Origin of the sequence: Cupriavidus taiwanensis LMG 19424 (assembly GCF_000069785.1) — a bacterium.
GTDB classification, from domain to species: domain Bacteria; phylum Pseudomonadota; class Gammaproteobacteria; order Burkholderiales; family Burkholderiaceae; genus Cupriavidus; species Cupriavidus taiwanensis.
Window position 1 is genome coordinate 2,115,366 of record NC_010530.1, and the last position, 12,601, is coordinate 2,127,966.

10 protein-coding genes are annotated in these 12,601 nt (G+C 70.1%); 8 read left to right on the forward strand and 2 right to left on the reverse strand.

From position 1 onward, the window contains the following. Positions 1–3 precede the first annotated feature (3 nt). Complete coding sequence (locus tag RALTA_RS24945) at positions 4–1,146, forward strand: glycosyltransferase (RefSeq protein ID WP_041232631.1); 1,143 nt, start codon at positions 4–6, stop codon at positions 1,144–1,146. A 13-nt stretch (positions 1,147–1,159) separates the two neighbouring features. Here RALTA_RS24945 and hpnA read toward each other — a convergent pair whose 3' ends face one another. After that, positions 1,160–2,167 (reverse strand): hopanoid-associated sugar epimerase, encoded by a 1,008-nt coding sequence (hpnA, locus tag RALTA_RS24950; protein ID WP_012356743.1) that lies wholly within the window; start codon positions 2,165–2,167, stop codon positions 1,160–1,162. A gap of 218 nt (positions 2,168–2,385) precedes the next feature. On the opposite strand from hpnA, the gene ispH reads away from it, so the two are divergent. Genes ispH through RALTA_RS24980 form a run of 6 tightly spaced genes read left to right on the forward strand, consistent with a single transcriptional unit; the run spans position 2,386 to position 9,105 of the window. Beyond that, on the forward strand, positions 2,386–3,384 hold the full coding sequence (gene ispH / locus RALTA_RS24955; protein WP_012356744.1) for a 4-hydroxy-3-methylbut-2-enyl diphosphate reductase: 999 nt from the start codon (positions 2,386–2,388) through the stop codon (positions 3,382–3,384). A 20-nt stretch (positions 3,385–3,404) separates the two neighbouring features. Then, positions 3,405–4,577, forward strand: a complete 1,173-nt coding sequence (gene hpnH / locus RALTA_RS24960; RefSeq protein WP_012356745.1) for an adenosyl-hopene transferase HpnH — start codon at positions 3,405–3,407, stop codon at positions 4,575–4,577. A gap of 10 nt (positions 4,578–4,587) precedes the next feature. Beyond that, the gene (hpnI, locus tag RALTA_RS24965) at positions 4,588–5,814 is read left to right on the forward strand and encodes a bacteriohopanetetrol glucosamine biosynthesis glycosyltransferase HpnI (protein WP_012356746.1); all 1,227 of its coding nucleotides are present in this window, start codon (positions 4,588–4,590) and stop codon (positions 5,812–5,814) included. Beyond that, entirely contained in the window at positions 5,811–7,235 is a 1,425-nt protein-coding gene (hpnJ, locus tag RALTA_RS24970) for a hopanoid biosynthesis associated radical SAM protein HpnJ (protein WP_012356747.1), read from the forward strand. The genes hpnI and hpnJ overlap by 4 nt, the downstream gene beginning before the upstream one ends. Before the next feature lie 38 nt (positions 7,236–7,273). Beyond that, positions 7,274–8,101: a hopanoid biosynthesis-associated protein HpnK gene (hpnK, locus tag RALTA_RS24975; RefSeq protein WP_081479535.1), complete on the forward strand. Its 828-nt coding sequence runs from the start codon at positions 7,274–7,276 to the stop codon at positions 8,099–8,101. Beyond that, entirely contained in the window at positions 8,098–9,105 is a 1,008-nt protein-coding gene (locus RALTA_RS24980; protein ID WP_012356749.1) for a lysylphosphatidylglycerol synthase domain-containing protein, read from the forward strand. Before hpnK ends, RALTA_RS24980 begins: the two co-directional genes overlap by 4 nt. Before the next feature lie 19 nt (positions 9,106–9,124). Here RALTA_RS24980 and RALTA_RS24985 read toward each other — a convergent pair whose 3' ends face one another. Continuing rightward, positions 9,125–9,769: an MlaC/ttg2D family ABC transporter substrate-binding protein gene (locus RALTA_RS24985; protein ID WP_012356750.1), complete on the reverse strand. Its 645-nt coding sequence runs from the start codon at positions 9,767–9,769 to the stop codon at positions 9,125–9,127. A gap of 178 nt (positions 9,770–9,947) precedes the next feature. Here RALTA_RS24985 and hpnN point away from each other — a divergent pair, with 178 nt between their 5' ends. Next, a complete protein-coding gene (hpnN, locus tag RALTA_RS24990; protein ID WP_012356751.1) occupies positions 9,948–12,584 on the forward strand; it encodes a hopanoid transporter HpnN in 2,637 nt (878 codons plus the stop codon). Positions 12,585–12,601: the final 17 nt, after the last annotated feature.

A 12,601-nucleotide genomic window follows, 5' to 3' on the forward strand; every position in this document is an offset into this window, starting at 1 on the left:
TCCATGCGCATTGCCATGGCGCTGTCGCTGCTGTCGCTTGCCGTCTGGGCCGTGCTGCTGTTCGGGCGCGCCGGGTTCTGGCGCGTGCGCAGGCCGCCGGCCGCGCCGGCGCCGGCACACTGGCCCGAGGTGGTCGCCATCATCCCGGCGCGCGACGAGGCCGATGTCATCGGCAGCGCGGTCGCCGGGGTGCTGGGCCAGCGCTACCCGGGCCCGCTGTGGCTGGTGGTGGTGGACGACCACAGCGCCGACGGCACCGCCGATATCGCCCGCGCGGCCGCGGCCACCACCGCGCGCCCCCAGGCCCTTACCGTCATCGGCGCGCGCGAACTGCCGGCAGGCTGGAGCGGCAAGGTCTGGGCGCAGTCCGAAGGCCTGGCCGCCGCCGACCGCATCGCGCCGCAGGCACGCTATGTGTGGCTCACCGACGCCGATATCCGCCACGGCCCGGGCGTGCTGGCGGCCCTGGTCGCGCGCGCCGAGTCGGAACGGCGCGACCTGGTCTCGCTGATGGCGCGGCTGCGCTGCGACTCGGTGTGGGAACGGCTGGTGGTGCCGGCCTTTGTCTTTTTCTTCGCCAAGCTCTACCCCTTCGCGCGCGTGCGCGATCCGCGCAGCCGCGTCGCCGCCGCGGCCGGCGGCTGCATGCTGGCAAGCCGCGCGGCGCTGGCGCGCATCGGCGGCTTTGCGGCCATCCGCGGCGAGCTGATCGACGACTGCAGCCTGGCCGCACGCATCAAGCCCGGCGGCGCGATCCGGCTGGACCTGGCCGACGACAGCGTGTCGCTGCGGCCCTATGACCACTGGCGCAGCCTGTGGGACATGATCGCGCGCAGCGCCTACACGCAATTGCGCTATTCCCCGCTGCGGCTGGCGGGCGCGGTCGCGGGCATGGTACTGACCTACCTGGTGCCGCCGGTGCTGGCGCTGGGCTGGCGGGTGTGGCCCGCATGGCTGGCCTGGGCCGCAATGGCGCTGGCCTACCTGCCGATGCTGCGCGAGTACCGGCAGCCGTGGTGGCTGGCGCCGCTGCTGCCGGTCACGGCGCTGTTCTACCTGGCGGCAACCATCGATTCGGCGCGGCGCTACCGGCTGCGTCGCGGCGGGCAATGGAAGGGCCGGACCCAGGCACCGGTGCGCCCGTGACTGCGCTGGCGGATCAGCCGCGGCCCAGGTATCCGTGCGCGCGGAACCATGCCAGCGCGTCGCGCAGCCCCTCCTGGTACGGGCGCGGCTGATACCCCAGTTCCTTGCGTGCCTTGTCCGAGGTAAAGAACATCCGGTAGCGGGACATATTGAGCCCATCGACAGTCAGGAAGGGCTCCTTGCCGGTCAGCCGCGCCGCCGCTTCCGCGCCGTAGGCCAGCGGATACAGCGGCCAGCGCGGCAGCTGCAGCGTCGGCGGGCGCCGCCCGCACAGCCGGGCGATATCGCGCAGCATCTGCTGCAGCATCACATCCTCGCCGCCCAGGATGTAGCGCTCGCCGGTGCGGCCGCGCTCGAGCGCCAGGAAATGCCCGTGGGCCACGTCGTCGACGTGGGCCAGGTTCAGTCCGGTATCGACAAAGGCCGGGATCTTGCCGGTGGCGGCCTCGACGATGATGCGACCGGTCGGCGTGGGCCGCACGTCGCGCGGGCCGATCGGGGTGGACGGGTTGACGATGACCGCCGGCAGGCCGTGCTCGGCCACGCGCTGTTCGACCACCCGTTCGGCCAGCACCTTGCTGCGCTTGTAGGCGCCGATGGCCTCGTGCGGGCGCAGCGCCGCGGTTTCGTCCACCGGCGCCTGCGCACCGGCGACGCGCAGCGTTGCCACGCTGCTGGTATAGACCACGCGCTCGACGCCGGCGCGCTGCGCGGCTTCCATCACCGCCAGGGTGCCGTCGACATTGGTGCGCACGATGTCTTCCGGGTCCCGCGCCCACAGCCGGTAGTCGGCGGCGACATGGAACAGGTAGCGCACCCCCTGCAGCGCCGCAGCCACCGCGTCGGCATCGCGCATGTCGCCCTGCGCCACGGTCACCGGCAGCCCCGCGAGATTGGTGCGGGGGCTCTGCGGGCGCACCAGCACGCGCACGCGCCAGCCGCGCGCCAGCGCCTGGCGCGCCACGGCCGACCCCAGGAAACCCGCTGCACCTGTCACCAGCACGTCATCGTTTTTGGTCATCAGCCCGTTTCCCCATAAGGCGGCGTCGCCGGCCGGCCCTGCGCCGACCATGGCGGCGCCAGACAAAGCCGGCGTGTCGGGTATATAGTAACCACCGTGCGAGGAAAATGTGATCCGCGGCGGGTCTGGTTCGATACCGGGCATCGTACCGGGCATCATTTTCCGTTGCGCGATCCCAAACACTGAAACCCGTAGCAAAAGGGTCGGGGGCCTACTCCATGCAGGTGATTCTTGCTCAGCCCCGGGGCTTCTGTGCCGGCGTGGTGCGCGCGATCGAAATCGTCGACCGCGCCCTCGTCAAGCACGGCGCGCCGGTGTTCGTGCGGCATGAGATCGTGCACAACAAGCACGTCGTACAGGGACTGAAGGACAAGGGCGCGCGTTTCGTCGAGGAACTGGACGAAGTGCCGGCCGGCGCGGTGACCATCTTCAGCGCGCACGGGGTGTCGCGCGAGGTCGTCGCCGATGCCAGCCAGCGCCAACTGCATGCCATTGACGCCACCTGCCCGCTGGTGATCAAGGTCCACACCCAGGGCCGCCAGTACGCGGCCAGCGGCCGCACGGTCATCCTGATCGGCCATGCCGGCCACCCGGAGGTCGAAGGCACCATGGGCCAGATCCCCGGCAAGGTGATCCTGGTGCAGAACGAGGCCGACGTCGCCAAACTGGACCTGCCCGACGACACCCCGGTCGCCTACGTCACCCAGACCACGCTGAGCGTGGACGACACCCGCAACATCATCGCCGCGCTCGGACGGCGCTTCAGCAACCTGGTCGGTCCCGATACGCGCGATATCTGCTATGCCACGCAGAACCGACAGAGCGCCGTGCGCGACCTGTGCAAGCTGGCCGACGTGATCCTGGTGATCGGCGCGACCAACAGTTCCAACTCCAACCGCCTGCGCGAGATCGGCACCGAAAGCGGCGTGCCCAGCTATCTGATCGCCGAAGGCAGCGAGCTCGACCCCGCCTGGGTACGCGACGCCAACGTGGTCGGCATCACCGCGGGCGCCTCGGCCCCCGAGGCGATGGTCGAAGACGTGATCGCGGCGCTGCGCCGGCTGGGCCCGGTCGAGGTCAGCACCATGGCCGGACGCGAAGAGCATGCCGAGTTCCGGCTGCCGGCCGAGCTGGCCGACGTGAAGCCGCCACCGGCATCGCTCCAGTCCGGCACTGACGCCGTGCCGGCCCCCGCCAACGAGAACATTGCAGGCTGAACCAACCAGAGGAAGCTGTCGTGGCCATTCCGCTCCTGCAGGTAGCCCGCGTGGGCGCCTATATCGTCGGCAAGCACCTGTCGCGGCAGAAACGCTATCCGCTTGCCCTGATGCTGGAACCGCTGTTCCGCTGCAACCTGGCGTGCTCGGGCTGCGGCAAGATCGACTACCCCGACCCCATCCTGAACCAGCGCCTGTCGGTGCAGCAATGCCTGGAGGCGGTGGACGAGTGCGGCGCCCCGGTGGTTTCCATTGCCGGGGGCGAGCCGCTGCTGCACAAGGACATGCCGCAGATCGTGCAAGGCATCATCGAGCGGCGCAAGTTTGTCTATCTGTGCACCAATGCGCTTTTGATGGAAAAGAAGCTGGACCAGTACCAGCCCAGCCCGTATTTCATCTGGTCGGTGCACCTGGACGGCGACCGCGAAATGCACGACCGCTCGGTGTGCCAGGAAGGCGTGTACGACCGCTGCGTCGAGGCCATTCGCGCGGCCAAGGCCCGGGGCTTCCGCGTCAACATCAACTGCACGCTGTTCAACGACGCGCAGCCGGAGCGCGTGGCCAGGTTCTTCGACTCGGTCAAGGCGCTGGGCGTGGACGGCATCACCGTGTCGCCCGGCTATGCCTACGAACGCGCGCCGGACCAGCAGCACTTCCTGAACCGCGGCAAGACCCGCCAGCTGTTCCGCGACATCCTCAGCCGCGGCCGCGCGGGCAAGAACTGGGCGTTCAGCCAGTCGACGCTGTTCCTGGACTTCCTTGCCGGCAACCAGACCTACCATTGCACGCCGTGGGGCAACCCGGCGCGCACGGTATTCGGCTGGCAGCGCCCGTGCTACCTGGTGGGCGAAGGCTATGCCGCCACCTTCCGCGAGCTGATGGAAGAGACCGACTGGGACGCCTACGGCACCGGCAACTACGAGAAATGCGCCGACTGCATGGTGCACAGCGGCTATGAAGCCACCGCCGTGGCCGACACCTTTGCCCATCCGCTCAAGGCGCTCGGCGTCAGCCTGCGCGGCGTGCGCACCAGCGGACCGATGGCGCCAGACATTGCGCTGGACCGGCAGCGGCCGGCGGAATACGTGTTCTCGCGCCACGTCGAGATCAAGCTCGAGGAAATCCAGCGCAGCCGTCCGCCCGCCAGCCGGCCACGGCCAGCCGAGGCGTCGGCCAGCGCCACCACGCACTGAAGCGCTTGCGATGGCCGCCGGACTTGCCGCCATCGTGCCCGGCGCAGCGCTGGTCTGCGTGGCGGCCGGCTATGCGCTGGCCGCGGCCTGGCTGTCGCGACGCGGGCCCGCGCCACGCGGGGCCATGGCGACCACGCCGGTCAGCGTGCTCAAGCCGCTGTGCGGCCCCGAACCGCGCCTCTACGCCAACCTGGCTACTTTCTGCCGGCAGCGGCATCCGTGCTTCCAGCTGGTGTTCGGCGTGCGCGCCGCGGACGATCCCGCCATCGCCGTGGTCGAGCGGCTGCGGCGCGACTTCCCGGACTGCGACATCGCGCTGGTGATCGACCCGCAGGTGCACGGCAGCAACCTCAAGGTCAGCAACCTGATCAACCTGTTCCGCGCGGCCCGCCACGATGCGCTGGTCATTGCCGACAGCGACGTCGCGGTGGCGCCGGATTACCTCGCGCGCGTCACCGCGCCACTGGCAGATGCCGGCGTCGGCGTGGTGACCTGCCTGTACCGCGGCCATGCCATCGGCGGCTTCTGGTCTCGCCTCGGCGCGCAGTTCATCGACGACTGGTTTGCCCCGGCGGTGCGCATCGCGCATGCGGGCGGCTCGCGGCGCTTTGCCTTTGGTGCGACCATCGCGCTGCGCCGCGACGCGCTCGCGGCCATCGGCGGTTTCGAAGCCGTGCGCGACCGGCTGGCGGACGACTTCTGGCTGGGCGAGCTGACGCGGCAACTTGGCTTGCGCACGGTGCTGTCGGAGGTGGTGGTGACGACCGATATCGCCGAAGACGGCTTCACGCTGCTGTGGCAGCATGAGTTGCGCTGGATGCGCACGATCGCCTCGCTGAACCCGGCGGGCTATGCGTTCAGCTTCGTCACTTTTACCTGGCCGATGCTGGCGCTGGGCATGTGGCTGGCGCCGCTGCCGCTGGTGATCACTGCGGCGGCCGTGGGCATGATCGCGCGCAGCGTGCTGGCGGGCGGCGCCGCGGCGGCATGGCGGGCACCGTTGCGCGACGGCTTGTTGCTGGCGTGCTGGGCGCTGGCGTTGGCTGGCAAGCGGGTGCGGTGGCGTGAGCAGGTGCTGTCGGTACGTGACCGGCAGCACTCCGGTCAAGCGCCTGCCCTCTCCCCCGCCATTCTCCCGCAGGCGGGAGACGGGAAAAAACAAGCCGCCGGCGCCGCCACGAAGTCTTCTCCCAACCATGCAACGTTCACCGGCATCCAAACCAAGAGGCCGCTATGAAAAAAACCCTGTTCCTGCAGGCCCCGTCCTTCGACGGCTTCGACGGCGGCGCCGGCTCGCGCTACCAGGCCAAGCGCGAGATCAAGTCGTTCTGGTATCCGACCTGGCTGGCGCAGCCCGCCGCGCTGGTGCCCGGCAGCCGCGTGCTCGATGCCCCGGCCGACGGCCTGACGGTGCAGCAGACGCTGGACATCGCCGCGGACTATGAACTGGTGATCATCCACACCAGCACGCCGTCCTTCCCCACCGACGCGAAATTTGCCGAGGAACTGAAGCGGCGCCACCCCGGCGTGATGATCGGCATGGTCGGCGCCAAGCCCGCGGTCGACCCGGGCGGCACGCTGGGCGCAAGCGACGCCATCGACTTCGTCTGCCGCGAGGAGTTCGACTACACCTGCCAGGACGTGGCCGCGGGCAAGCCGCTCGGCGACATCCTGGGGCTCAGCTACCGCCTGCCGGACGGCTCGCTCGAACACAACGGCCAGCGTCCGATGATCGAGAACATGGACGAGCTGCCGTTCGTGGCGCCGGTCTACCAGCGCGACCTGAAGATCGAGAACTACTTCATCGGCTACCTGAAGCATCCTTACGTGTCGATCTACACCGGCCGCGGCTGCCGTTCGCGCTGCACCTTCTGCCTGTGGCCGCAGACCGTGGGCGGGCACCGCTACCGCACGCGCTCGGCCGCCAGCGTGATCGCCGAGGTGAAATGGATCAAGGAGAACATGCCCGAGGTCAAGGAGATCATGTTCGACGACGACACCTTCACCGACTTCAAGCCGCGCGTGGAAGAAATCGCGCGCGGGCTGGGCCAGCTGGGCGTGACGTGGTCGTGCAACGCCAAGGCCAACGTGCCGTACAGCACGCTCAAGATCATGAAGGAGAACGGGCTGCGCCTGCTGCTGGTGGGCTATGAGTCCGGCGACGACCAGATCCTGCTGAATATCAAGAAGGGGCTGCGCACCGATATCGCGCGCCGCTTCACGGAAGACTGCCGCAAGCTCGGCATCCAGATCCACGGCACCTTCATCCTGGGCCTGCCGGGCGAGACGCGCGAGACCATCGAAAAGACCATCGAGTACGCCAAGGAAATCAACCCGCACACCATCCAGGTCTCGCTGGCCGCGCCCTATCCCGGCACCACGCTTTACCGCCAGGCGGTGGAGAATGGCTGGCTCGAGGAGAACAAGGTCATCAACCTGGTCAACGACCAGGGTGTGCAGCTGGCGGCCATCAGCTATCCGCACTTGTCGAAGGAAGACATCTACCACGGCGTCGAGACCTTCTACAAGCGCTTCTACTTCCGCCCCGGCAAGATCTGGGAGATCGTGCGCGAGATGCTCGGCAGCTGGGACATGATGAAGCGGCGCCTGCGCGAAGGCGTGGAGTTCTTCCGCTTCCTGCGCTCGCACGAGGCCTGATCCTGGCCCGTGTGCTTTCCGGTGCGACGCAACGCGCGCTGATCGTTACCGCCGACGACTTCGGGCTGCACCCGGCCGTCAACGAAGCGGTGGAACTGGCCCACCGCGACGGCGTGCTCAACGCCGCCAGCCTGATGGTGGGCGCGCCCGCGATGGCGGACGCGGTGGCGCGCGCGCGCCGGCTGCCCGCGTTGCGCGTGGGGCTGCACGTGGTGCTGGCCGACGGACCGGCCACGCTGCCGCGCGCGCGCATTCCCGCGCTGGTGGATGCGCATGGCCGCTTCGGCTCGGCCATGGCGCTGGACGGCTGCCGCTTCTTCTTCCTGCCCGCGGTGCGCCGCCAGCTTGCCGCGGAAATCCGGGCGCAGTTCGAGGCCTTCGCCGCCACGGGCCTGCCGCTGGACCACGTCAATACGCACAAGCACTTCCACCTGCATCCGACCGTGCTGTCGCTGATCCTGTCGATCGGGCGCGAGTACGGGCTGCGCGCGATGCGGCTGCCGCGCGAGGCCGGCGCACCGTGGCCATTGCGCCCGTGGCTGGCGCTGCTGCGCCGCCGGCTGGACCGCGCCGGCATTGCGCACAACGACTACGTGGTCGGCATCGCGCGCAGCGGCCAGATGGATGAGGCCGCGCTGCTGCAGGCGCTGGCGCAACTGCCCGCGGGCGTGGGCGAAATCTACCTGCACCCGGCGGTGGTTTCCGGCGCGGCCATCGCGCCGTCGATGCGCGCTTACCGCCATGCCGACGAGCTCGCCGCGCTGCTGTCGCCGCGCGTGCGCGCCGCCCTGGAGCGGGCGGCCAGCCGGCGCGGCGGCTTTGCCGATGTGCTCGGCGGCAACATGCTTGCTGACGATTGCCGATGAAACACCTGGCTTACCTGACCGGACTGCTCGGACTGCTGGCGCTGACCGCGCTGGTGATCCACCAGGGCGCCGGCGATATCGCCGCCGTCATGGCTCAGGGCGGCTGGCCGCTGTTGCTGCTGGTGCCGCTGCACGCGCTGCCGCTGCTGCTCGACGCGCAGGGCTGGCGCGTGCTGCTGGCGTCCGCCGATCCCGACGAGCATGCCGGCGTCGGCTTCCTGTGGTGGGTCGCCGCCGTGCGCGAGGCGGTCGGCCGCCTGCTGCCCACCGTCGGCGTGGGCGGCGAGCTGGTCGGCATCCGCCTGACGCGGCTGCGCATCCGCGACACCACCGCGGTGACCGCCAGCGTGGTGGTTGAAGTGATGCTGACGATGTTCTCGCAATACCTGTTCGCGGCCGCCGGCGTACTGATGCTGGTGGCCGCGCTGCGGCAGAGCGCCAGCGCGTGGATCATCCTGTCCGGCTTGCTGCTGTCGCTGCCGGTGCCGGTGCTGTTCGCGCTGTCGCTGCGCCACGCCGCCTTGTTCGAAAAGCTGGAAGGCGCGGCGCGCCGGCTGTTCGGCGCCGACCACCGCATCGTCGCGATGATCGACGGCGCGCGGCTGGACGCGCAAATCCGCGTCCTCAACCAGCGCCACCGCGAACTGGCGAAGGCCTTGTGCTGGCAACTGGCCGGACTGGTCAGCGGCACGCTGGAAATCTGGCTGGCGCTGTGGCTGCTGGGCCATCCGGTGCCGCTCTGGCAGGCGCTGGCGATCGAGTCGCTGACCCAGGCCGCGCGCCATGTGGCCTTCTTCGTACCGGCCGGGCTGGGCGTGCAGGAAGCCGTGGTGCTGCTGCTGGGCCAGGTGCTCGGGATCGACGCCCAGGTGGCGCTGGCACTGGCGCTGGTCAAGCGCGCGCGCGAGATCCTGTTCGGGGTGCCGGCGCTGCTGTCATGGCAGTGGGTGGAACTGCGCCGCTGGCGGCGCGCGCGGGCCGCGCCCGGGCGCGGGCATCCCTAGCGCGGCGGCGCACGCCTACTCAGGTCTCGGCGGCCTGGCGCGCGTTGTGCGTGGTCAGGTACTTCACCAGCCCGTCAATGCCGTTGCGCGCGACGATATCGGCAAACTGCTTGCGGTACACCTCGATCAGCCACGCCCCCATCATGTTGATGTCATAGATCTTCCAGCCCGTCGCCGAGCGCTGCAGCCGGTAGTCGATCTGCATCTCGTCGGCGTTGTTGATCACGCGCGTCTGCACCACCACATCGGTAGCGCCGCCGGCGGCGCTGGCCGGCTGGTAGCGGAACTTGACGTTCTGCTCGCGCAATTGCGCCAGCGATACCGCATAGCTGCGCACCAGCAGCGTCTGGAACTGCTCGTACAACTGTTGCTGCTGCTCCGGCGTGGCCGTGCGCCAGGCACTGCCCAGCGCCAGCCGCGTGGTGCGCTGGAAATCGGTGTAGGGCAGGAACTGCTTCTGCACGACCGCGGTGATCTTGCCGAGGTCGCCGGCACGGGTCTCGGGCTGCGACTGGATGGCGCCGATCACGCCTTCCACCGCGGCCTGCACCAGCCGCTCGGGACTGGCGCGCAGGTCGCCGGGCTGGACGGCCTGGGCGTGCACGACGGATGCCATGGCCATCGCCGCAAGCGGCGCCACGGATAGCAAACGGTGAATCGTCATGGATGCAAGAGCGGGGAAATCACAGAGGGGGTAAGGCGCGGCGCCGCGATCGACGCTGGGCACCGGCCGACAGTGTATAGCGGATCCGCGCGCATCGCGGCCGCTTCCGTGCCGCATGGCGCATGCGGCACGGCGCCAGCCGATATACTCGCGGTTCGTGCTCCTTCCGGATCCGTCCATGCTGACCTCGCTGCTGACACGCATCGTCCGGCTTGCCACCGCCTGGCCGTGGCGCGTCATCCTGCTGTCGGCATTGCTGACGGCCGCCAGCGGCGTCTACGTGGCCCGCAACTTTGCCATCAACACCGACATCGGCCGCCTGCTCGACTCCGACGCCCCGTGGGCGGTGCGCGACGAGGCCATCTCCAGGGCCTTTCCGCAACGCGGCCAGATGATCCTGGCCGTGGTGCAGGCGCCCGCCGCGGAACTGGCCGATGCCGCCGCCGATGCGCTGGCCGGCGCCTTGCGCCGGCAGCCGGCGCGCTTCACCGCGGTCAGCCAGCCCGGCGGCGGCGATTTCTTCGCGCGCAACGGGCTGCTCTTTGCCAGCACCGATGAAGTCCGCCAGCTGACGCAGCAACTCACGCAGGCGCGCCCGCTGCTCAACGCCCTCGCGCACGACCCGACGCTGCGCGGCCTGTCCGATGTGCTTGCCACCACGCTGGCGCTGCCGCTGCAGATGGGGCAGGTCAAGCTGGGCGACATGGCCGGGCTGCTGGGCAGCAGCGCGCGCACGCTGGACCAGGTACTGGCCGGCAAGCCCGCCGCGCTGTCGTGGGCGGGCCTGCTCGACGACAGCCTCAAGCCCGGCCCCGACGGCCAGGTCTACCGCTATGTCGCGCTCAGCCCGGTGCTGGACTACAGCGACCTGAAAGCCGGCGCCGCGGCCTCGCGCGCGATCCGGCAGGCCGCGGCCGAGCTGCAGCTGGCGCAGCGCTACCAGGCCTCGGTGCGCCTGACCGGCCCGCAGGCGCTGGCCGACGATGAATTCGCCTCGGTCAGCGATGGCGCCGTGCTCAATGGCGTGCTGACCGTGCTGGCGGTGGTGCTGATCCTGTGGCTGGCGCTGCGTTCGGCGCGGCTGATCGTGGCGGTGCTGGCGAGCCTGTTCGCGGGGCTGCTGATCACCGCTGCGCTGGGCCTGGCCATGGTCGGCGCGCTGAACATGATCTCGGTGGCCTTCGCGGTGCTGTTCGTCGGGCTGGGCGTGGATTTCGGCATCCAGTTCGGCGTGCGCTACCGCGCCGAGCGCCATGACCGCGACCATATCGTCGACGCGCTGGGGCTGGCCGCCCGTGCCGTCGGCGCGCCGCTGGCGCTGGCCGCCGCGGCCACGGCGGCGGCATTCTTCTGCTTCCTGCCCACCGACTACCGCGGCGTGGCCGAACTGGGCCTGATCGCCGGCGTCGGCATGATGGTGGCGTTCGCCACCACCTTCACGCTGCTGCCGGCGCTGATCGCCGTGCTCCGGCCCGGCGGCGAGTCCGCGTCGCCGGGCTTTGCCTGGCTGGCGCCCGCCGACCGCTTCTTCGAGCGCTACCGCAAGCCGGTACTGCTGGTGACGCTGCTTGCCATCCTGGCGGGCGCGCCGCTGCTGCCACACCTGCGCTTCGACTTCGACCCGCTGCACCTGAAAGATCCGCAGTCCGAATCGATGGCCACGCTGCTCGCGCTCCAGGACGCGCCGCAGGCGGGCACCGACGATGTCAGCGTGCTGGCGCCGTCGCTGCCGGCCGCGCACGCGCTCGCGGGCCAGCTCGCCGCGCTGCCCGAAGTCGCGCGCGCGGTCACGCTGCAGAGCTTTATCCCCGACGACCAGCCGCCCAAGCTGCAGGCGATCGGCCAGGCCTCGGCGGCGCTGATGCCGGCGCTGACCCAGCCCACCGCGGCGCCCGCCACCGACGGCGCGCGCGTCAATGCGCTGCGCAACGCCGCGCGGCAACTTTCCATCGCGGCTGACGAGCATCCCGGCCCTGGCGCCGCCGAAGCGGCGCAGCTTGCCGCCACGCTGAAAAAGCTGGCCAGCGCCGATGCGCCCACGCGCGACCGCGCCGAGCGCGCCATCGCCCTGCCGCTGCAGCTGGCGCTGGCCAGGCTGAAGCTGGCGCTGACGCCGCAAGCGGTCAGCCAGCGGACCCTGCCACCCGAGCTGGTGCGCGACTGGATTGCCCCGGACGGGCGCGCATTGGTCAACGTCAGTCCCAGGCTGCCGCCACCCGGCAGCGCGCAGCGTGAAGCCGCGCTGGCGCGCTTCATCGCCGCGGTGCAGCGCGTGGCGCCCGCCGCCACCGGCGGGCCGATCGCGATCCGCGGCTCGGCCGATACCATCATGACCGCGTTCGCGCAGGCCGGTGCCTGGGCGGTGCTGTCGATCACCATCCTGCTGTGGATCACCCTGCGCCGCTTCGGCGACGTGCTGCGCACGCTGATCCCGCTGCTGGTGTCGGCCATCGTCACGCTGGAACTGTGCGTGCTGTTCGGCATTGCGCTGAACTTCGCCAACGTGATCGCGCTGCCGCTGCTGCTGGGCGTGGGCGTCGCTTTCAAGATTTACTACGTGATTGCGTGGCGGCACGGCAAGACCCAGCTGCTGCAGTCCAGCCTGACCCACGCCGTGCTGTACAGCGCCGCCACCACCGCGGTCGCCTTCGGCAGCCTGTGGCTGTCGCAACATCCCGGCACCGCCAGCATGGGCAAGCTGCTGGCGCTGGCGCTGGCCTGCACGCTGGTCGGCGCGGTGTTCTTCCAGCCGATCCTGATGGGCCGTCCGCGTGAAGACCGCCATCACGGACCGGACCGGCCGGCCCGGCCCTGAACCTTTTCCCTTTCGGC

Bases quoted from the DNA above. Each gene is read 5' to 3' on its own strand.
- hpnI (WP_012356746.1), top strand. From the start codon at position 4,588: ATGGCCGCCGGACTTGCCGCCATCGTGCCCGGCGCAGCGCTGGTCTGC.
- hpnJ (WP_012356747.1), top strand. From the start codon at position 5,811: ATGAAAAAAACCCTGTTCCTGCAGGCCCCGTCCTTCGACGGCTTCGAC.
- hpnN (WP_012356751.1), top strand. From the start codon at position 9,948: ATGCTGACCTCGCTGCTGACACGCATCGTCCGGCTTGCCACCGCCTGG.
- RALTA_RS24985 (WP_012356750.1), bottom strand. From the start codon at position 9,769: ATGACGATTCACCGTTTGCTATCCGTGGCGCCGCTTGCGGCGATGGCC.
- RALTA_RS24980 (WP_012356749.1), top strand. From the start codon at position 8,098: ATGAAACACCTGGCTTACCTGACCGGACTGCTCGGACTGCTGGCGCTG.
- ispH (WP_012356744.1), top strand. From the start codon at position 2,386: ATGCAGGTGATTCTTGCTCAGCCCCGGGGCTTCTGTGCCGGCGTGGTG.
- hpnA (WP_012356743.1), bottom strand. From the start codon at position 2,167: ATGACCAAAAACGATGACGTGCTGGTGACAGGTGCAGCGGGTTTCCTG.
- RALTA_RS24945 (WP_041232631.1), top strand. From the start codon at position 4: ATGCGCATTGCCATGGCGCTGTCGCTGCTGTCGCTTGCCGTCTGGGCC.